Annotated in this window: 20 protein-coding genes; 10 read left to right on the top strand and 10 right to left on the bottom strand. The window is 70.2% G+C overall.

The window, feature by feature from the left end; all coding sequences use genetic code 11:
- The first annotated feature begins 10 nt into the window (after positions 1-10).
- On the top strand, positions 11-340 hold the full coding sequence (gene sutA / locus I0D00_RS11285) for a transcriptional regulator SutA (protein ID WP_213639806.1): 330 nt from the start codon (positions 11-13) through the stop codon (positions 338-340).
- A gap of 67 nt (positions 341-407) precedes the next feature.
- Here sutA and I0D00_RS11280 read toward each other — a convergent pair whose 3' ends face one another.
- The 6 genes from I0D00_RS11280 to lptM are packed head-to-tail and all read right to left on the bottom strand — an operon-like array spanning position 408 to position 4,967.
- Positions 408-1,103, bottom strand: a complete 696-nt coding sequence (locus I0D00_RS11280; RefSeq protein WP_213639805.1) for an HAD family hydrolase — start codon at positions 1,101-1,103, stop codon at positions 408-410.
- Positions 1,100-1,996, bottom strand: a complete 897-nt coding sequence (gene xerC, locus I0D00_RS11275; RefSeq protein ID WP_213639804.1) for a tyrosine recombinase XerC — start codon at positions 1,994-1,996, stop codon at positions 1,100-1,102. The genes I0D00_RS11280 and xerC overlap by 4 nt, the downstream gene beginning before the upstream one ends.
- A 57-nt stretch (positions 1,997-2,053) precedes the next feature.
- Positions 2,054-2,752, bottom strand: coding sequence for a DUF484 family protein (locus I0D00_RS11270; protein WP_213639803.1), 699 nt, complete (start codon positions 2,750-2,752; stop codon positions 2,054-2,056).
- On the bottom strand, positions 2,749-3,579 hold the full coding sequence (gene dapF / locus I0D00_RS11265; RefSeq protein ID WP_213639802.1) for a diaminopimelate epimerase: 831 nt from the start codon (positions 3,577-3,579) through the stop codon (positions 2,749-2,751). The genes I0D00_RS11270 and dapF overlap by 4 nt, the downstream gene beginning before the upstream one ends.
- Positions 3,580-3,584: 5 nt before the next feature.
- A complete protein-coding gene (gene lysA, locus I0D00_RS11260) occupies positions 3,585-4,832 on the bottom strand; it encodes a diaminopimelate decarboxylase (RefSeq protein ID WP_213639801.1) in 1,248 nt (415 codons plus the stop codon).
- Between the two features lie 9 nt (positions 4,833-4,841).
- Positions 4,842-4,967: an LPS translocon maturation chaperone LptM gene (gene lptM / locus I0D00_RS11255; RefSeq protein WP_213639800.1), complete on the bottom strand. Its 126-nt coding sequence runs from the start codon at positions 4,965-4,967 to the stop codon at positions 4,842-4,844.
- A gap of 302 nt (positions 4,968-5,269) precedes the next feature.
- Here lptM and cyaY point away from each other — a divergent pair, with 302 nt between their 5' ends.
- From cyaY to rnk, 3 genes are all read left to right on the top strand, one after another.
- Entirely contained in the window at positions 5,270-5,602 is a 333-nt protein-coding gene (gene cyaY, locus I0D00_RS11250) for an iron donor protein CyaY (RefSeq protein ID WP_213639799.1), read from the top strand.
- Positions 5,583-5,783, top strand: a complete 201-nt coding sequence (locus I0D00_RS11245) for a DUF1289 domain-containing protein (RefSeq protein ID WP_215730805.1) — start codon at positions 5,583-5,585, stop codon at positions 5,781-5,783. The genes cyaY and I0D00_RS11245 overlap by 20 nt, the downstream gene beginning before the upstream one ends.
- A 119-nt stretch (positions 5,784-5,902) precedes the next feature.
- Entirely contained in the window at positions 5,903-6,313 is a 411-nt protein-coding gene (gene rnk, locus I0D00_RS11240) for a nucleoside diphosphate kinase regulator (RefSeq protein WP_213639798.1), read from the top strand.
- Between the two features lie 68 nt (positions 6,314-6,381).
- On the opposite strand, the gene I0D00_RS11235 is transcribed toward rnk, so the two are convergent.
- From I0D00_RS11235 to argH, 4 genes are all read right to left on the bottom strand, one after another.
- On the bottom strand, positions 6,382-9,237 hold the full coding sequence (locus I0D00_RS11235; protein WP_213639797.1) for a class I adenylate cyclase: 2,856 nt from the start codon (positions 9,235-9,237) through the stop codon (positions 6,382-6,384).
- A gap of 83 nt (positions 9,238-9,320) precedes the next feature.
- Positions 9,321-9,566, bottom strand: a complete 246-nt coding sequence (locus I0D00_RS11230; RefSeq protein ID WP_213639796.1) for a TIGR02647 family protein — start codon at positions 9,564-9,566, stop codon at positions 9,321-9,323.
- A gap of 150 nt (positions 9,567-9,716) precedes the next feature.
- Positions 9,717-10,004: a hypothetical protein gene (locus I0D00_RS11225; RefSeq protein ID WP_213639795.1), complete on the bottom strand. Its 288-nt coding sequence runs from the start codon at positions 10,002-10,004 to the stop codon at positions 9,717-9,719.
- 66 nt (positions 10,005-10,070) lie between these two features.
- On the bottom strand, positions 10,071-11,465 hold the full coding sequence (gene argH, locus I0D00_RS11220) for an argininosuccinate lyase (protein WP_213639794.1): 1,395 nt from the start codon (positions 11,463-11,465) through the stop codon (positions 10,071-10,073).
- A 258-nt stretch (positions 11,466-11,723) separates the two neighbouring features.
- Between argH and I0D00_RS11215 the strand changes: the two genes are divergently transcribed.
- The 6 genes from I0D00_RS11215 to I0D00_RS11190 all read left to right on the top strand — a co-directional run bounded on the left by I0D00_RS11215 (position 11,724) and on the right by I0D00_RS11190 (position 17,604).
- The gene (locus I0D00_RS11215) at positions 11,724-12,806 is read left to right on the top strand and encodes a sensor histidine kinase (RefSeq protein ID WP_213639793.1); all 1,083 of its coding nucleotides are present in this window, start codon (positions 11,724-11,726) and stop codon (positions 12,804-12,806) included.
- On the top strand, positions 12,803-13,549 hold the full coding sequence (locus I0D00_RS11210; protein WP_213639792.1) for a LytR/AlgR family response regulator transcription factor: 747 nt from the start codon (positions 12,803-12,805) through the stop codon (positions 13,547-13,549). Before I0D00_RS11215 ends, I0D00_RS11210 begins: the two co-directional genes overlap by 4 nt.
- A gap of 87 nt (positions 13,550-13,636) precedes the next feature.
- Positions 13,637-14,575: a hydroxymethylbilane synthase gene (gene hemC, locus I0D00_RS11205; RefSeq protein WP_213639791.1), complete on the top strand. Its 939-nt coding sequence runs from the start codon at positions 13,637-13,639 to the stop codon at positions 14,573-14,575.
- Positions 14,572-15,345: a uroporphyrinogen-III synthase gene (locus I0D00_RS11200; RefSeq protein ID WP_213639790.1), complete on the top strand. Its 774-nt coding sequence runs from the start codon at positions 14,572-14,574 to the stop codon at positions 15,343-15,345. Before hemC ends, I0D00_RS11200 begins: the two co-directional genes overlap by 4 nt.
- 16 nt (positions 15,346-15,361) lie before the next feature.
- Entirely contained in the window at positions 15,362-16,360 is a 999-nt protein-coding gene (locus I0D00_RS11195; protein ID WP_338050411.1) for a uroporphyrinogen-III C-methyltransferase, read from the top strand.
- On the top strand, positions 16,357-17,604 hold the full coding sequence (locus I0D00_RS11190; RefSeq protein WP_213639788.1) for a heme biosynthesis protein HemY: 1,248 nt from the start codon (positions 16,357-16,359) through the stop codon (positions 17,602-17,604). Before I0D00_RS11195 ends, I0D00_RS11190 begins: the two co-directional genes overlap by 4 nt.
- The last annotated feature ends 150 nt before the right edge of the window (positions 17,605-17,754 follow it).

Here is a 17,754-nt window from a genome sequence, read left to right as displayed (position 1 = left end):
GAGGTTGAACATGAGCGACGAAGATCTGGAACAAGACGAGCTGGACGGCGCCGATGAGGACGACGGCGAGGAGCTGGCCGCGGCCGACAATGGCGATAACGACAGCGACGATGATGGCGACGGCGAGGTCGTAGCCAAGGGCAAGAGCAAGGCCAAGGCCAAGGTGGCCGATGCCGAGGAGCTGCCCAGCGTCGAAGCCAAGCAGAAGGAGCGCGATGCCCTGGCGCGCGCCATGGAAGAATTTCTCGCGCGCGGCGGCAAGGTGCAGGAGGTCGAGCCCAACGTGGTCTCCGACCCGCCCAAGAAGCCGGACAGCAAATACGGCAGCCGCCCTATCTGAGGCGCGCCGGTTCCATGCAGAGCCCGCTCATCGGCGGGCTTTTTTGTGGGCGGCGTTGCGCCTGGCGCTAGGCCCAGCGCTCCAGCAGCGCCGGCAGCTCGGCCAGGCTGCGGATCTCGGCATCCGCCGGGGCCTGCGCCTCCCAGGCCTTGCCCTGGGGGTTGAACCAGATCGCCCGCAGGCCGGCCGCCTGGGCGCCGGCGATGTCGTCGCTGGGGTGGTCGCCGACATGCACGGCGTGCTCCGCCGCCACGCCGGCGCGGGCCAGGGCCTCGCGGAAGGGCTTGGGATCCGGCTTGCCGACCCCCAGCTCCTCGGCGCACAGGGCGAACTGGAAGTAGTCGGCCAGGCCCAGGCGGCGCACGTCGGCGTTGCCATTGGTGATCACCCCGAGCTGGAAGCGTTCGGCCAGGGTCTCCAGGGTCGGATGCACCTCGGCGAACAGCTCGACCTGGTGGCGCGCGGCGAGAAATACCTGGAAGCCGCACTCGGCCAGGGCCTGCGCCTCGTCATGGGGGTAGCCGGCGCCTTCCAGGGCATTGAGCAGGATGCGCCGGCGCAGCTCGCTGAGGCGGTGCTTGAGCATGGGCTCGGCCTGCAGCAGGCGGGCGCGAATGGCCCACAGGTGGTCCACCGGCAGGGCGCCCAGGCGCGGGGCGTGCAGGCACAGCCAGTTGCGCAGCGCGGCTTCGGCGTCCTGCATCACCGGGGTGACGTCCCACAGGGTGTCGTCGAGGTCGAAGGTGATCAGCTCGATGGTCATTCCGGAGTGCCTTTGCGTTTGGCCCGAGGGTGGGCACGGTCATACACCGTGGCCAGGTGTTGGAAGTCCAGGTGGGTGTAGACCTGGGTGGTGGCGATGTCGGCGTGGCCGAGCAGTTCCTGCACGGCCCGCAGGTCCTGGGACGACTCCAGCATATGGCTGGCGAAGGAGTGGCGCAGCATGTGCGGGTGCAGGTGCTGGCCCAGTTCGCGCACGCCGGCCTGGCGCACCCGCAACTGGACCGCCCGCGGGCCGAGACGCCGCCCCTGCTGGCCGATGAACACCGCGCCGTCCGCCGGTCTGGCCAGGGCGCGCAGGGGTAGCCAGGCTTCCAGTGCCTGGCGGGCCAGGCGTCCGACCGGCAGCTCGCGGGTCTTGTTGCCCTTGCCGCGCACCCGCACCAGGCCGGCGGGTAGGTCGAGGCCGTCGAGGTCGAGACCCACCAGTTCCGCCAGGCGCAGGCCGGAGGAGTAGAACAGCTCGAGCATGGCCTGGTCGCGGCGGGCGAGGAAGTCGTCCTCCACCGCGCCGTCGAGCAGTTGCGCGGCGCGATCGGCATCCAGGGCCCGGGGCAGGCGGCGCTCGCCCTTCGGCGGGCTCAGGCCGCTGGCCGGGTCGTGCTGGGCCAGCCCCTCGCGGATCAGGTAGCGATAGAGGCCGCGCACCGCCGAGAGCAGGCGCGCCAGGCTGCGCCCGGACTGGCCCTGCTGGTGCAGCCTGGCCACCAGGCGGCGCAGCTGGCCGGTGTCCAGCGCGGTCCAGGCGGACAGCCGCTGCGCCTCGCAGTAGGCCAGCAGCTTGCCCAGGTCGCGGCGATAGCCGTCCAGGGTGTGCGCGGACACCTGACGCTCGCTGCGCAGGTGTTCGAGGTAGGCGTCGAGGTGGCTCTGCATGGTGACTCCGGCGGGAAGTCGATGCCGGACCTGGCGATCCGGCGGACTCGGCAGGCTTCAGCGCACCGAGCGCAGCGGCGTGGCGAAGCGCGGCAGCACGCGGGCCAGGACCTCGGCGACATAGCCGAGGAACAGGGTGCCGAGTGAGCTCTTGTAGTGCTGCGGGTCGGCGCTGCCGATGGCCAGGACGCCGTGCAGGCCCTGGTGCGACAGGGCGACCACGGCGGCCGAGCCGACCTGCTCGGCCTCGCCGGCGCCGAACAGGAAGGCCAGCTCGTGCTTGCGCAGCACGCCGCTGATGGTCTTGCCGCCGGCCAGCAGGCCGCCGATGGCCTGGTGCGCCTCGGCGCTGCTGACCGAGCGGCCGACCGGCAGCGGCGTTTCGCTGAACAGGATCAGGCTGACGAAGGGCACCTGGAACTCGTGGCGCAGGCTGTCCTCCACGGCGCCGACCACCTCTTCCAGGCTGGCCGCGTCGAGCAGGTCGAGCACCAGGCGGCGGGTCTTGTCGAACAGCCGGTCGTTCTCCCGGGCCACGTCCATCAGCTGCGACAGGCGGTGGCGCATCTCGATGTTGCGCTCGCGCAGCAGCTTCACCTGGCGCTCGACCAGCGACACGGTGTCGCCGCGCTGGTGCGGGATGCGCAGCTCGGGGATCAGCTCGTCGTGGTCGATGAAGAACTCCGGATGCAGGCGCAGGTAGGCGGCGACCGTCTCCGAGTCGAGGGGCTTGGGCGAATCCTGCTGGTCGGTCATAGGCGAACCTGTCCTTCGAACACGCGCACGGCGGGTCCGGTCATCATAACGGGCTGGTCCGCGCCTGCCCACTCGATGGTCAGGCGGCCGCCCGGCAGCTCCAGCTGCACCGGCGAGTCCATCCAGCCCTGGCGAATCGCCGCCACCGCCGCGGCGCAGGCGCCGGTGCCGCAGGCCTGGGTCTCGCCGGCGCCGCGTTCCCACACGCGCAGACGTGCGCGCTGGCGGTCGATGACCTGGAGGAAGCCGACATTGACCCGTTGCGGGAAGCGCGGGTGGTGTTCCAGTTTCGGCCCCAGTTCGTGCACCGGCGCGTGGTCGACGCTGTCGACGCGCAGCACCGCGTGGGGGTTGCCCATGGAGACGGCGGCCAGCTCGACGCTCTGGCCGTCCACCTGCACCGGGTAGCTCAGCGCCTCGTAGTCCGCCTGGAAGGGGATCTGCGCCGGCGCCAGGCGCGGCGGGCCCATGTTGACCCGCACCTGGCCGTCGTTGCGCACGTCCAGCTCGATGATGCCGCCCTTGGTCTCGACGCGGATCTGCTTCTTCACCGTCAGGCGCTTGTCCAGCACGAAGCGGGCGAAGCAGCGGGCGCCGTTGCCGCACTGCTCCACCTCGGAGCCGTCGGCGTTGAAGATGCGGTAGCGGAAGTCGACGTCCGGGTTGCTCGGCGGCTCGACGATCAGCAGCTGGTCGAAGCCGACGCCGGTGTGGCGGTCGCCCCACTGCTTGGCGTTCTTCGGCTGGATGTGGGCGTGCTGGCTGACCAGGTCGAGGACCATGAAGTCGTTGCCCAGGCCGTGCATCTTGGTAAAGCGCAATAGCATCGAGGTCACTCCGGCAGGCGGCTTTCGCCCGCGAAGAGTTCGTCGAGGGTTTCCCGGCGGCGCACCTCGAAGGCCTGCTCGCCATCCACCATCACCTCGGCGGCGCGGCCGCGAGTGTTGTAGTTGGAGCTCATGACGAAGCCGTAGGCGCCGGCCGAACGCACCGCCAGCAGGTCGCCCTCGGCCAATGCCAATTCGCGCTCCTTGGCCAGGAAGTCGCCGGTCTCGCAGATCGGCCCGACTATGTCGTAGTGGCGGGTGGCGCCGTCGCGCGGTTGCACGGCCTGCACGTCCATCCAGGCCTGGTACAGGGCCGGGCGGATCAGGTCGTTCATCGCCGCATCGACGATGGCGAAGTCCTTGTGCTCGGTGTGCTTGAGGTATTCGACGCGGGTCAGCAGCACGCCGGCATTGGCGACGATGGAGCGGCCCGGCTCGAACACCAGGGCCAGGTCACGGCCGGCCAGGCGCTGGCGCACGGCCCGGATGTAGTCGCCGGCCAGCGGCGGCTGCTCGTCGCGGTACTGCACGCCGAGGCCGCCGCCCAGGTCCAGGTGCTTGAGCGCGATGCCGCGCTCGGCCAGGCGGTCGATCAGCGCCAGCAGGCGCTCGAGGGCGTCGAGGAAGGGCGGCAGCGTGGTCAGCTGGGAGCCGATATGGCAGTCGACGCCGATCACCGCCAGGTTGGGCAGCGCGGCGGCGCGGGCGTACACCGCCTCGGCATCGGCGATGGCGATGCCGAACTTGTTTTCCTTCAGGCCGGTGGAGATGTAGGGGTGGGTGCCGGCATCCACGTCCGGGTTGACCCGCAAGGATACCGGCGCCTTCACGCCCAGCTCGGCGGCCACCTGCTGCAGGCGCTCCAGCTCGTCGGTGGACTCGACGTTGAAGCAGTGCACGCCGACCTCGAGGGCGCGGCGCATGTCGTCGCGGCTCTTGCCGACCCCGGAAAAGACGATCTTGGCGGGTTCGCCGCCGGCGGCCAGGACCCGCTCCAGCTCGCCGCGGGAGACGATGTCGAAGCCCGCGCCGAGGCGCGCCAGGACATTGAGCACGCCGATATTGGAGTTGGCCTTGACGGCGAAGCAGACCAGGTGCGGCATGCCGGCCAGGGCGTCGGCGTAGGCGTGGTACTGCGCCTCGATGTGCGTGCGCGAGTAGACGTAGGTGGGCGTGCCGAAGCGTTGGGCGATGGCGGACAAGGCCACGCCCTCCGCGAACAGCGCGCCGTCGCGGTAGTTGAAGGCGTTCATGGACCGTCCTTATTCGCTGTGTTCGGCGGTGGACGGGCTGTCGTCCGGCAGGTACAGCGGGCCTTTCTGGCCGCAGCCGGAGAGCAGGGCGGAGACGGCGACGAGCGCGATGCAGGCAGTAAGCAGCCGCTTCATGGGGCAATCCTTGTAAAAAGCATGATTGCGCCGGAGTATACCGGCCCCCCGAGGCCTTGCCTATGCGCCGGGAGTCCCGTCGGGCGGGGCTTTGCCGCTATCCGCCGGGGGCGGCGGGGTGCTGGGCGGCGGCGTTTGGGAGGCGTTCGCGCGCCGACGGTTTATCCTTTAGCCACGTGCCGGGCGAGACACGCCGGCGGCAGTGCTGCATTATCTGCGCCCCCCGGCGAGCGCCGCCCGCGCCGCGGCCGGCGTTGCCGGCCCCTTTTCCGATGGGCCTGAATCTTTCGAGGACACCCGCAATGAGTTTGACCGAAGCCCGTTTTCACGACCTGGTCGATGCCGCACAACAGGCCGTGGAAGATATCTTCGACGACAGCGACCTGGACCTGGACCTGGAGAACTCCGGCGGGGTGCTGACCGTGCGTTTCGAGAACGGCAGCCAGCTGATCCTCAGCCGCCAGGAGCCGATTCGTCAGCTGTGGGTCGCGGCGCGCTCCGGCGGTTTCCACTTCGACTACGACGCGGCCAGCGAGCGCTGGATCTGCGACAGCAGCGACGAGCAGCTCGGCGAGATGCTCGCGCGTATCACCCTCGACCAGGCAGGCGCCGATCTTGAGTTCGACGAGCTCTGAGGGTCAGCCCCTCGTGCCGGTCGCCTCGCCGTGCCGGCGCCAATGCTGCCTGGACGAGCGCGACATGTGCCTGGGCTGCGGCCGGCTGCTGGCGGAGATCCGCGAGTGGGGCGCCGCCGACCAGGCGCGCCGCCGGCTGATCTGCCATGAGGCCCAGGCGCGCCTGCAAGGGCGGCGCTGACCGGGCGGTCTTGTTTATTTGAATGGCTGTGCTAGGGTCGGCCGGAATCGCTCGCAAAACCCCGCCGTCCCGGTGGGGTTTTGCTTTTCTAGCCTCCCGCTAAGGAGACCCGCAGCCCCATGAGCAACGCACCGCCGATCACCATCACCCGCCTCGATCTGCAACGCCTGGAGCGCCTGCTCGACAGCCTGGAGGACTTCGGCGCGGGCGCCGCGGCCCTGCAGGCCGAGCTGGATCGCGCCGAAGTGGTCGGCCACGACGAGGTGCCGGCCGGGGTGGTGACCATGAACTCGCGGGTGCACTGCCGCGAGGAGGGCAGCGGCAAGGACTACCACCTGACCCTGGTCTACCCGCAGGATGCCAAGGGCGAGGGGCGGGTATCGATCCTCGCCCCGGTCGGCAGCGCCCTGCTCGGCCTCTCGGTCGGCCAGCACATCGACTGGGTGGGGCCCGGCGGCAAGCCGCTGAAGCTGGCCCTGCTGGCGGTGGAGTATCAGCCCGAGGCGGCCGGCGAGTACAACCGCGCCTAGCTAGCGGCCGGAGCCCGGCCGCGCACCCCAGGCGCCGTAGGCCGCTGCGCACAACCGGAGGGCTAGGCTCAGGCCCGTTCCAGGGCGCTGTTCAGCGCCGCTTCCAGCTCGGTCTTGTAGCGCAGGTAGTGAATCGTCTGGGCCTGGCTGTCGCCGAGCACGGCGGACAGGTCCAGGTCGCTGATGTAGCAGGGGTAGCGTGCGCCGGCACGGCGTTGGGCGAGGATGTGGCGGGCCACGGCGCGGAACAGCTCGCCGCGGTATTCCAGTTCGGAAAATTCGCGGTGGTTGCAGTACAGGGTGACGCTGGTGCCCTTGTCCGCGCCCGGCTCGACGATCGCCTGGACGTCGTAGAAGGGATGGCTGACCGGCGAATTCGGCGCTGGCCGCCGCTCCAGGCGCCGGGCGCGGTGCGGTGCGGGCGGCAGCACCTGGTAGTAGAGGATTTCCGGCGGCGCCTGGGGCAGCGGGCTGTCCAGCGGCAGCAGGGCGTCGCGCCGGTAGAGGAAGGCGTGCAGGAAGCGTTGCAGCGGGGTCAGCAGGCTCTGCTCGTCGTAGAAGGGCAGGGCCTGGCGCCAGAGCGCGTTGTGCTCGTCGAGCACGGTCAGTTCGGCTGTGCCGTCGTGCTCGTGCAGACGGTAGAACACCTGAATGCAGGCGGGGCGCGCCTGGGGCAGGATCAGCGCCAGGTCCTCGCCCTCCAGGGCATTGCGGTCCAGGTGCAGCGGGCTGTAGTCCGCTTGCGCCGTTCCCAGGTGGGCCAGCAGCGCGGGCAGGTCGCGCAGGGCCGTGTGGCGGGCCTGGCCGGGGACCAGTTCGAGCATGTGGTAGTGCTGCTGGATCTGCAGCAGGTAGCGACTGCGCCGGCTGCCGTCGAGGTGCTCGAGGATGTCGTGCAGCAGGCCGTCGACCCGCTCGGCAATGGCCGCGGCGCGGTTGCGGCAGAAGCAGCGGACCTGCAGCCTGGGCTTGGCGGCGCCGGGCGGCAGGCTGTTGAGCAGGCCGCGCAGGCAGTCGAGCAGGGCGTGGGGGCCGGCGTAGCGGTGGACGCTCAGCTCGTTCCAGCTGTTCAGGCTGACCTGGTCGAGGGTCAGGATGAGGTTCTCGCGGACCCCGGAATAGCCCAGCGCATCGGTGCGCTCGCTGGTCATGTGCAGGTTCATCTGGCTGTGCTGGCGCAGCGGGTCGAGGCCGACGTTGACCAGCAGCAGCACCGTGCTCGGGGCGCTGGCGCGCAGCAGCGCGGCCTCGTCGACCGCCGGCAGGGGCAGGGGCAGGGTCTGCTGCAGGCTGACCAGCAGGTTGGCCAGTTCGGGCTCGCTGAGGTCGCTGCTGCCGGGGTGCAGCGACAGCCGGGTACCGCTGTCGATCACCCCGTTGCGGTGGCACCAGGCGAGCAGCTCGATCAGCTCCCGGGCCCGCTTGAGCGGGGCGAAGTCCGCCCATTCCTGGGCGCCGAGGCTGCCGCGAAACAGGGCCCACTGGTGCTGCTCGGCGGCGTCGGGCGTCGGGCAGTGCACCAGGGTCAGGATGTCCTCGCCCAGGTCCGGGGCGATGCCCGGGTTGATGAACTCGACCTTGCCGGCCTTGCGTTCGAAGGCGGCGTACAGGCGCCGGCCGAGCACGCCGAGGTCGCGGCGGTTGAGCGAGCTGCCGGCCTGCTCGCGGCGGGCAAACTGCGAGAGGAAGCGGTAGCTGTAGGTCAGCTCGTTGACCAGCATGCGCCGCTCGGCGCTGACCTGGCGGACCTTCCACTGGCTGCGGCTGTCGAGCACCGCCAGCTGGCGCTGGTCCCACTGCCAGGCGTCGGTCAGGCGCTCCAGCAGCTGGCGCTGCCAGCTCTTGGCCGCGGCGCGCGGCGCGCGGCTGAGCTTCTTGCCGACCTTCAGGTACAGGCAGCGCCGCACCAGGGCCAGGCGCTCGCCTTCGCCGCGCGCGGTCAGGTACTCCTCCAGGCGCCGGTAGACCAGCACATAGGGGTCCAGCTCGTCGAGGTCCAGGCGGTTGGCGTAGACCGCCTGCTTGAAGCGCAGCGACAGGCACTCCACCCCGGGGTGCTCGCTGGCGTAGACCTCGGTGAGCAGCAGCTTGAGCACCGACTTGTAGGGTGACTCGATGCCCTTGTACAGCTGCCACATGCCGGCGCCGATGAATTCCTCCGGCGGGATGCGTGCCAGGTGGCCGAGGTCGAGCACCTCCTCGGCGCGGATGAAGCGCTTGCTCAGCAGGGTGCGGGTGTAGTCGTGGTAGCGCGCCTCCTCGTACACCGGCACCAGCCACCAGAGCGGCGTGCGCCCGGCCAGCCAGATCGCCGAGCGGTAGAACTCGTCGAGCAGCAGGTAGTGCTGGGTGGTGCCGCAGTCGTCGGAGGTCAGCTTGGCCTCGCGTTCGCCGCTGCTGAAGCGGCTCGGGTCGACCAGAAAGAAATGCGTCTCGGCGCCCTGGGTCGCGGCCCAGGCTTCCAGCAGCTCGCACTTCCTGGCCAGCTCGGCGAGCGCCTCGGCGCCGAGTTCCGGCGCGTGACACACCCACAGGTCCATGTCGCTCTGCTCGGCCTGGGCCACGGTGCCCAGGCTGCCCATCAGGAACAGGCCGTGAAGCGGCAGGCTCGCCGGGCCGCGGCGCGCCTTGTAGGCGAAGGAGCGGGTCAGGCGCTGGGCCTCGGCGAGCAGTGCGTCGTCCGGCTCGAAACCGGACAGCCCGGCCGGGGTCAGGCCCGAGACATAGCCGGGCAGCAGCGGGTGGTTGACGTGGAACAGCAGCGGCAACAGCTTGAGCACCAGCTGCTGGCGTGTCGACAGCGCCTGCATGGCGCGCTGCAGGCGGCCCTCGTTGACCTTGAGGAAGCGCGCCCGCAACTGTCCCAGCACCTTGCGGTCGATGCCGTCGTCGATGTCCGGGCGGATTTCCTGGGTACGGCTCATGTCGGGGCTCGGGGCAGGGCGTGGCGGTGGCGCTGCGGTGCGCCGTCGCTCGCTGAGGAGCGACGGCTTGCTCGCGGGGTGACTCAGGCGGTTTCGCTGACCTTGAGGATGGTCAGCAGCGATTGCGCATGCTCGGCGGCCTCCAGGCCGAGGCTGGTCAGGTAGCCGCCGTCGGTCTGAGTGACCAGGCCCTTGTCGTGCAGCCGCTTGGCCGCGGCGATGGCCTCGGGGGCGGCGACATGGTGAACCTTGAGGCCTTCCTGGGTGTTGCCCAGGTTGAACAGTGCAAGCAGTTCCAGTTCGGCGACCAGATCAGGGGTGAAGGTCATAGGTGCTCCCGCTTCTTGTTGTCTTGCGCGGCGCCGGGCTGATGCCCGGCGGTTGGGTGGCCCCCGCGGCCGATGGCGCGTCGGGTGCCTGCAGTGTAGCGAGCCGCGTGGCGGCGCGCTGGCTTCAACGACTAGCGTAGCGCGTCGGCGTTACGCCGGCGCTTGCGGATCTTCCGGCAGCTCGGGCAGCGCGCGCAAGGCTTGCTCATAGGCGGCGCTGTCGAACGGCCGGTCCGCGGCGAGCATGCGCTTGACCTCGTGGGCCAATACCAGCGCCATCATCTGCACGATGTCTTCGCGCTCGTAGCCGACCAGGGTCAGCTTGTTCAGCGTGGCCAGGGCCGCGGACGGTTCGCCGGCCTCGATCTGGTTCTCGATGGCCTGCAGCAGTGCGGTTTCGGCGAAGGCTTCGTCATCGTTGTCGTCGTGTTCGTGCATGGCCGGTTCAGTCCGAGGCAGGCGGAGGTGGCGACGGCGCCGTCAGGCGCCGCCGATGAGGCAGGCCTAGCGGGCGGCCAACAGTTCCTGGCCGCGCTTGACCGCGGCGCGGACCTGGTTCGGCGCGGTGCCGCCGATATGGTCGCGGGCGCCCACCGAACCCTCTAGGGTCAGCACGGCGAACACGTCCTGCTCGATCTGGTCGCTGAACTGGCGCAGCTCGTCCAGGCTCATCTCGGCCAGGTCCTTGCCGTTGTCGACGCCGTACTTCACCGCATGGCCGACGATCTCGTGGCAGTCGCGGAAGGGCAGGCCCTTGCGCACCAGGTAGTCGGCCAGGTCGGTGGCGGTGGAGAAGCCGCGCAGCGCCGCCTCGCGCATGATCGCGTGCTTGGGCTTGAGCGCCGGGATCATGTCGGCGAAGGCGCGCAGGCTGTCGCGCAGGGTGTCGGCGGCGTCGAACAGCGGCTCCTTGTCCTCCTGGTTGTCCTTGTTGTAGGCCAGCGGCTGGCCCTTCATCAGGGTCAGCAGGCCGGTGAGGGCACCGAACACCCGGCCGGTCTTGCCGCGCACCAGTTCCGGCACGTCCGGGTTCTTCTTCTGCGGCATGATCGAGCTGCCGGTGCAGAAGCGGTCGGGCAGGTCGATGAACTGGAACTGCGCGGACGTCCACAGCACCAGCTCCTCGGAGAAGCGCGACAGGTGCATCATCGCCAGGCTGGCGGCGGCGCAGAATTCGATGGCGAAGTCGCGGTCGGAGACGCCGTCCAGGGAGTTGCCGCCGACGCTGTCGAAGCCCAGCAGGCGGGCGCTGACCTGCCGGTCGATCGGGTAGGTGGTGCCGGCCAGCGCGGCCGAGCCCAGGGGCATGCGGTTGGTGCGCTTGCGGCAGTCGAGCAGGCGCTCGTAGTCGCGGCTGAGCATCTCGAACCAGGCCAGCAGGTGATGGCCGAAGGTCACCGGCTGGGCGGTCTGCAGGTGGGTGAAACCGGGCATGATGGTCTCGGCCTCGCGCTCGGCCTGCTCCAGCAGGCCCTGCTGCAGGCGGGTGAGCTCGGCGAGGATCAGGTCGATCTCGTCGCGCAGCCACAGGCGGATGTCGGTGGCCACCTGGTCGTTGCGCGAACGGCCGGTGTGCAGCTTCTTGCCGGTGACGCCGATGCGCTCGGTGAGCTTGGCCTCGATGTTCATGTGCACGTCTTCCAGGTCGACGCGCCAGTCGAACTGGCCGGCCTCGATCTCGCCCTGGATCTGGGTCAGGCCATCGACGATGGCCTCACGCTCGGCGTCGCTGAGCACGCCGACCTCGGCCAGCATGGTCGCGTGGGCGATGGAGCCCATGATGTCGTGGCGATACAGGCGCTTGTCGAACTCGACGGAGGCGGTGAAGCGGGCGACGAAGGCGTCGACGGGCTCGCTGAAGCGGCCGCCCCAGGATTGATTGGTCTTCTCTGTGCTCATGGGATTCGCTCGGCTGGTGCGCAGATTCGCGCGGGCCGCGGATAACGGCCGGCGCGGCGGAAAAAGTCCGTCGATAATAACAGGGTCGCGGGCAATGTCGCCGCGGCGCATGCGCCGATCGCTCCCGGGCGCGCGGGGCGTGGCCAGTGTTGGCCAGGTCACAGTTCGCACCGCCGGGCGGGACATTCGGCGCTTTATTTGGCCCGCTGGGAGCCGGCTGTCTTGCCGCCGGGGGGGCGCTACACGGAAACTGCGCCGATGCCTATTCAATGGATCCCCCACAAGCACCTCGCGGCCCCGGCCGACGACTTCTTCGTCCCTGAACTCTGCGAGCCGGAAGCGCTGCTGAGCATGGTGCTGCTCGCCGAGTTGCTGGTGCTGGTGCTGGTGCTCGCCGAGCCGATGCTGCCGGGCTTCAACTGGGTGCGCCTGGCGCTGACCTCGCTGTTCGTGCAGTGGATCGTGCTGCTGTCGGCGGCGCTGCTGTGTCGCCTGCGGCCCTTGCTGGCGCGCCTGCGCGCGGCGCTGGCCGGCGTCCTGTGCTGCGCGCTGGTGGTCGGCCTGACCCTGGGCTGCACCGCGGTGGCCGACTACTACGAGCTCGGCGGACCGCTGCCGCACAACGGCGAGGTCAACCTGTACCTGCGCCATGCGCTGATCAGCCTGATCATGTCGGCACTGCTGCTACGCTATTTCTATCTGCAGAGCCAATGGCGGCGGCAGGAGCAGGCCGAGCTGCGCGCGCGCATCGAGTCCTTGCAGGCGCGGATCCGCCCGCACTTCCTGTTCAACAGCCTGAACAGCATCGCCAGCCTGGTGGCCGTCGATCCGTACAAGGCCGAGCAGGCGGTGCTGGATCTGTCCGATCTGTTCCGCGCCAGCCTGGCCAAGCCGGGTAGCCTGGTGCCCTGGAGCGAGGAGGTGGAGCTGGCCAAACGCTACCTGTCGATCGAGCGCTACCGGCTCGGCGAACGCTTACAGTTGCAGTGGGAGGTGGCCGAGGTGCCGAACGATTTGCCGATACCGCAGCTGACCTTGCAGCCGCTGCTGGAGAACGCCCTGATCTACGGCATCCAGCCGCGCATCGAGGGCGGCCTGGTGCGTGTCGAGGCGAACTACGCGGACGGCGTGTTCCAGCTGTGCGTCAGCAACCCCTACCAGGCACAGGGCGAGCAGCAGCCGTCGCACGGCACCCATCAGGCGCTGAACAACATCGATGCCCGCCTCGCGGCGCTTTTCGGGGCGCGGGCCAGCCTCAGCGTGGAGCGCCGTGACGGCCGCCACTACACCTGTCTACGCTATCCTTGTGCGAGACTCACGCAGGAAGCCGGTGCATTATGAATGTCCTGATTGTCGATGATGAACCCTTGGCCCGCGAGCGTCTCAGCCGTATGGTCGGCGACCTCGATGGCTATCGCGTCCTCGAGCCTGCCGCGAGCAACGGCGAGGAGGCACTGACCCTGATCGACAGCCTGAGGCCGGATATCGTGCTGCTGGATATTCGCATGCCCGGCCTGGATGGCCTGCAGGTTGCCGCCAAGCTGTGCGAGCGCGAGGCGCCGCCGGCGGTGATCTTCTGTACCGCCCATGACGAGTTCGCCCTGGAGGCGTTCAAGGTCAGCGCGGTGGGCTACCTGGTCAAGCCGGTGCGCCCGGAGAACCTCAGCGAGGCGCTGAAGAAGGCCGAGCGGCCGAACCGCGTGCAACTCGCCGCCCTGACCCGCCCGGCGGCCGAGACCGGGGGCGGTCCGCGCAGTCACATCAGCGCCCGCACCCGCAAGGGCATCGAGCTGATCCCGCTCGACCAGGTCATCTATTTCATCGCCGACCACAAGTACGTGACGCTGCGCCATGACGGCGGCGAGGTGCTGCTGGACGAGCCGCTGAAGGCGCTGGAGGACGAGTTCGGCGAGCGGTTCGTGCGCATCCACCGCAACGCCCTGGTGGCCCGCGAGCGCATCGAACGCCTGCAACGTACCCCCCTCGGGCACTTCCAGCTGTACCTCAAGGGGCTGGACGGCGACGCGCTGATCGTCAGCCGCCGGCACGTGGCCGGGGTGCGCAAGCTGATGCATAGCCTCTAGCCGCGCCATCACGCCGCGCAGTCGTCTGCAGGCCGCAGGCGGGCCAGCCTGTTATCATCTTCGGCGGTTCGAATTCTGGAATTGCCCATGTCCCGCGAAATCCGCATTGCCACCCGAAAAAGCGCCCTGGCCCTGTGGCAGGCCGAACACGTCAAGGCCCGCCTGGAACAGGCGCATCCGGGCCTGCAGGTCAGCCTGGTGCCCATGGTCAGTCGCGGCGACAAGCTGCTCGATGCGCCGCTGGCGAAGATCGGCGGCAAGGGGCTGTTCGTCAAGGAACTGGAAACCGCACTGCTGCAAGACCAGGCCGACATCGCCGTGCATTCGATGAAGGATGTGCCGATGGACTTCCCCCAGGGGCTGGGCCTGTACTGCATCTGCGAGCGCGAGGACCCGCGCGACGCCTTCGTCTCCAATCGCTTCGACAGCCTCGAGGCGCTGCCGGCCGGCAGCGTGGTCGGCACCTCCAGCCTGCGCCGCCAGGCGCAACTGCTGGCGCGCCGCCCCGACCTGCAGATCCGGTTCCTGCGCGGCAACGTCAACACCCGCCTGGCCAAGCTCGATGCCGGCGAGTACGACGCCATCATCCTCGCCGCCGCCGGCCTGATCCGCCTCGGATTCGCCGAGCGCATCCGTTCCTCGATCGGCGTCGAGGACAGCCTGCCGGCGGGCGGGCAGGGCGCGGTGGGCATCGAGTGCCGCAGTGCCGACAGCGAGATCCACGCCCTGCTGGCGCCGCTGCACCACGCCGACACCGCGGTGCGGGTAACGGCCGAGCGCGCGCTGAACAAGCGCCTGAACGGTGGCTGCCAGGTGCCGATCGCCTGCTACGCGGTACTCGAAGGCGAGCAGCTGTGGCTGCGCGGCCTGGTCGGTCAGCCGGACGGCGGCCTGCTGCTGCGCGCGGAGGGCCGGGCGCCGGCGGCCGCGGCCGAGCAGCTCGGCGTACAGGTCGCCGAAGCCCTGCTGGCCCAGGGCGCGGCGGCGATCCTGCAGGCGATCTACGGCGAGGCCGATCCCGAGTGACTGCCTGGCGCCTGCTGCTGACCCGGCCGGCCGAGGAGTGTCCGGCGCTGGCCGCGACGCTCGCCGCCGAGGGCATCCACAGCAGCAGCCTGCCGCTGCTGGCGATCGAGACGCTGGCCGAGACCGCCGAACAGCGCGCGACCATCCTTGACCTGGACCGCTATTGCGCGGTGATCGTGGTGAGCAAGCCGGCCGCTCGTTGCGGCGTGGAATTGCTCGATCGCTACTGGCCGCAACCGCTGGCCGAGCAGCCCTGGTTCGGCGTCGGCGCGGCCACCGCGGAGATTCTCGCCGACTACGGCCTGCCGGTTTATTACCCGGACGGGGGCGACGACAGCGAGAGCCTGTTGGCGCTGCCCCAGCTGCAGCAGGCACTGGCCCGGGCCTTCACCCCGCGGGTGCTGATCCTGCGGGGCGAGGACGGTCGCGAATGGCTCGCCGAGCGATTGCGCGAGCAGGGCGTGCAGGTCGACTACCTGCCGCTGTACCGCCGCCGGCTGCCGGACTATCCGGCCGGACTCCTCTACCGACGGGTGCGTGGCGAGGACCTGAACGGCCTGGTGGTCAGCAGCGGGCAGGGCTTCGAGCACCTGCAGCAGCTGGCCGGCGAACACTGGCCCGAGTTGGCTCGGCTACCCTTGTTCGTACCCAGCCCGCGGGTCGCCGAGCTGGCGCGCGCCGCGGGCGCCGAGATTGTTGTGGACTGTCGTGGCGCCAGCGCCGCGGCGTTGCTGGCGGCGTTGCAGGTGCAACCCGCCCCGGACCTCTGATGCGAAGGATGGATACGTGAGCGAAGCGACTTCCCCGAGTGAGCAAGAGCAACCCGTGCCGGAGGCGCCCGAGGTGGCGCCGCAGGGCGCTGCGGACAAGCCGAACGGCCCCGCCAGGGGCGCGGCGCTGCCGGTGGCCGCCCTGGCCCTGCTGCTGGGCGTCGCCGAGCTGGAGGAGCGCCGGCGCCTGCTGGTCCGGCTGCAGGGCGACCAGCAGCTGCTCAACCAGCGTCTGGAGACCGTGCTCGGCGCCAGCCGCCAGGACTGGCGCCTGGCCGAGGCCGAGCACCTGCTGCGCCTGGCCAGCCTGCGCCTGTCCGCCCTGCAGGACATCGACAGCGCCAAGGCCCTGGTGCAGGGCGCCGACGAGATTCTCCGCGAGCAGGACGACCCGGCGGCCTTCGCCGCCCGCGAGCAGCTGGCCAAGAGCCTGGAGGCCTTGCGTGCCACGTCGAACCCGGACCGCACCGGGCTGTTCCTCCAGCTCGGCGCCCTGCGCGACCAGGCGGGGCAGCTCAGCGCGCTCAACCCGGTGTTCGACAGCCAGGGCGGGGTGCTCGGCGAGCTCGCCGTCCAGGGCGATGGCACCAGCTGGTGGTCCCAGGGGCTGCAGACCCTGTCGCAGTATTTCCGCATCGACTTCAGCGCCGACCAGAACATCCGCCCGCTGCTCGCCGGGCAGAGCCTGACCCAGGTGCGCCTGGCCCTCAGCCTGGCCCTGGAGCAGGCGCAGTGGGCCGCGTTGCACGGGCAGACCCCGGTGTACCGCCAGGCACTCCTGCAGGCGGCCGAGGTGCTCGACGCGCACTTCAACCGCGACAACCCCGCCAGCCGCGCCCTGCGGGCGCGCGTCGACGAGCTGATCGGCCAGTCGGTCGAGGTGGTCGCGCCGGACCTGGCTGACTCGCTCAGCGCCGTGCAGGCCTACCTGCAGCGCAAGGAGTCGGCGCGTAACGGCCTGGTCCCCGAGGCCCAGGCCGCCGACGCCGTCGATGGCGAGGAGGCGCGGCCATGAAGCGGGTCTTCCTGTTGCTCGCCGTGCTGCTGGTGGTGGCGGGGCTGGCGCTGCTCGGCATGGCCGTCGCCGAGCACAAGGGCTACGTGCTGTTCGCCTACCAAGGCTTCCGCTACGAATCCAGCCTGTGGGCGTTCCTCGGGCTGCTGCTGGCGGCCTGGCTGCTGTGGCGCCTGTTGCGCCTGTCGCTGGGCCTGCTGCTGACCTCGGGGCGGCTGCTCAATCCCTGGTCGCGCCTGCACCGCAGCCGCCGCGTGCGCCTGGCCTCCGAGCAGGGCTTCGTCGACCTGGCCGAGGGCCGCTGGGTGCCGGCGTTGCGCTATCTGCGGCGGGCCGCGGAAAGCGACCCGCAACCCCTGATGTATTACCTCAGCGCGGCGCGCGCCGCCCACAAGCTGGGCCAGCACGAGGACAGCGACGCCCTGCTGGAGCGGGCGCTCAAGCGCCAGCCCGATGCCGAGCTGGCGATCGCCCTGACCCATGCCAAGCTGCAGCAGGCGCGTGGCCAGAGTGACTCGGCGCGCGAGACCCTGGAGATCATGCGCGAGCGCTACCCCCAGCACCGCCAGGTGCTGCGCCAGTTGCAGCAACTGTACCTGCAGGCTGGCGACTGGTCGGCCCTGCTCGGCCTGTTGCCGGAGCTGCGCAAGCACAAGGTCCTCGGCGGTGCCGAGCTGGCCGAACTCGAGCGCCAGGCCTGGCACGGTCGGCTGGCCGTGGCCGGGCGGGGCGGCGAGGGCGCCGCCCCGGCGGCCCTGGCGGCCCTGACCCAGGCCTGGGAGCAGCTGTCCTCGGCCCAGCGCCAGGAGCCCGAGCTGCTCGCCGTATATGCCGAACAGCTGCGGGGGCTGGGGGCCGAGAGCGAGGCGGAGGAATTGTTGTACCAGGCCCTCAAGCGTCAGTACGACAGCCGCCTGGTGCGCCTGTACGGGCTGTTGCGCGGGCAGAACCCGGGGCGCCAGCTACAGGCGGCCGAGGGCTGGCTCAAGCAGCATCCGCAGGACGCCGGCCTGCTGCTGACCGTCGGCCGGCTGTGTCTGCAGAATCAGCTGTGGGGCAAGGCCAAGGAATATTTCGAGAGCAGCCTGGTGTTCCAGCGCGACCCGGAGGCCTGTGCCGAGCTGGCCCGGCTGCTGGCGCGCCTGGGTGAGGTCGAGCGCAGCAATCAGCTGTTCCAGGAGGGCCTGGGTCTGCTCGACAGACGCCTGGCTGGCCTGCCCCTGCCACAGCCGGTCGTGCACTAGCGGGGACGTCCGGCGGCAGGAGGCCCGGCCGGCGGACGCATGGCGCTTTTGGGCGGACGGCTAGCCGCTCTGGCCGGTGGCTTTGCCTTGATCGGCGCGGGCGCTTTCCTCTACCGTAGGCGGCTTCGTATCCCCTCCTTCGGAGCCGCC

Origin of the sequence: Pseudomonas lalucatii (assembly GCF_018398425.1) — a bacterium.
In the GTDB taxonomy this organism is placed as follows: domain Bacteria; phylum Pseudomonadota; class Gammaproteobacteria; order Pseudomonadales; family Pseudomonadaceae; genus Aquipseudomonas; species Aquipseudomonas lalucatii.
This window is presented reverse-complemented; position numbering and strand designations above follow the sequence as displayed.

Bases quoted from the DNA above. Each gene is read 5' to 3' on its own strand.
- sutA (WP_213639806.1), top strand. From the start codon at position 11: ATGAGCGACGAAGATCTGGAACAAGACGAGCTGGACGGCGCCGATGAG.
- I0D00_RS11280 (WP_213639805.1), bottom strand. From the start codon at position 1,103: ATGACCATCGAGCTGATCACCTTCGACCTCGACGACACCCTGTGGGAC.
- xerC (WP_213639804.1), bottom strand. From the start codon at position 1,996: ATGCAGAGCCACCTCGACGCCTACCTCGAACACCTGCGCAGCGAGCGT.
- I0D00_RS11270 (WP_213639803.1), bottom strand. From the start codon at position 2,752: ATGACCGACCAGCAGGATTCGCCCAAGCCCCTCGACTCGGAGACGGTC.
- dapF (WP_213639802.1), bottom strand. From the start codon at position 3,579: ATGCTATTGCGCTTTACCAAGATGCACGGCCTGGGCAACGACTTCATG.
- lysA (WP_213639801.1), bottom strand. From the start codon at position 4,832: ATGAACGCCTTCAACTACCGCGACGGCGCGCTGTTCGCGGAGGGCGTG.
- lptM (WP_213639800.1), bottom strand. From the start codon at position 4,967: ATGAAGCGGCTGCTTACTGCCTGCATCGCGCTCGTCGCCGTCTCCGCC.
- cyaY (WP_213639799.1), top strand. From the start codon at position 5,270: ATGAGTTTGACCGAAGCCCGTTTTCACGACCTGGTCGATGCCGCACAA.
- rnk (WP_213639798.1), top strand. From the start codon at position 5,903: ATGAGCAACGCACCGCCGATCACCATCACCCGCCTCGATCTGCAACGC.
- I0D00_RS11235 (WP_213639797.1), bottom strand. From the start codon at position 9,237: ATGAGCCGTACCCAGGAAATCCGCCCGGACATCGACGACGGCATCGAC.
- I0D00_RS11230 (WP_213639796.1), bottom strand. From the start codon at position 9,566: ATGACCTTCACCCCTGATCTGGTCGCCGAACTGGAACTGCTTGCACTG.
- I0D00_RS11225 (WP_213639795.1), bottom strand. From the start codon at position 10,004: ATGCACGAACACGACGACAACGATGACGAAGCCTTCGCCGAAACCGCA.
- argH (WP_213639794.1), bottom strand. From the start codon at position 11,465: ATGAGCACAGAGAAGACCAATCAATCCTGGGGCGGCCGCTTCAGCGAG.
- I0D00_RS11215 (WP_213639793.1), top strand. From the start codon at position 11,724: ATGCCTATTCAATGGATCCCCCACAAGCACCTCGCGGCCCCGGCCGAC.
- I0D00_RS11210 (WP_213639792.1), top strand. From the start codon at position 12,803: ATGAATGTCCTGATTGTCGATGATGAACCCTTGGCCCGCGAGCGTCTC.
- hemC (WP_213639791.1), top strand. From the start codon at position 13,637: ATGTCCCGCGAAATCCGCATTGCCACCCGAAAAAGCGCCCTGGCCCTG.
- I0D00_RS11190 (WP_213639788.1), top strand. From the start codon at position 16,357: ATGAAGCGGGTCTTCCTGTTGCTCGCCGTGCTGCTGGTGGTGGCGGGG.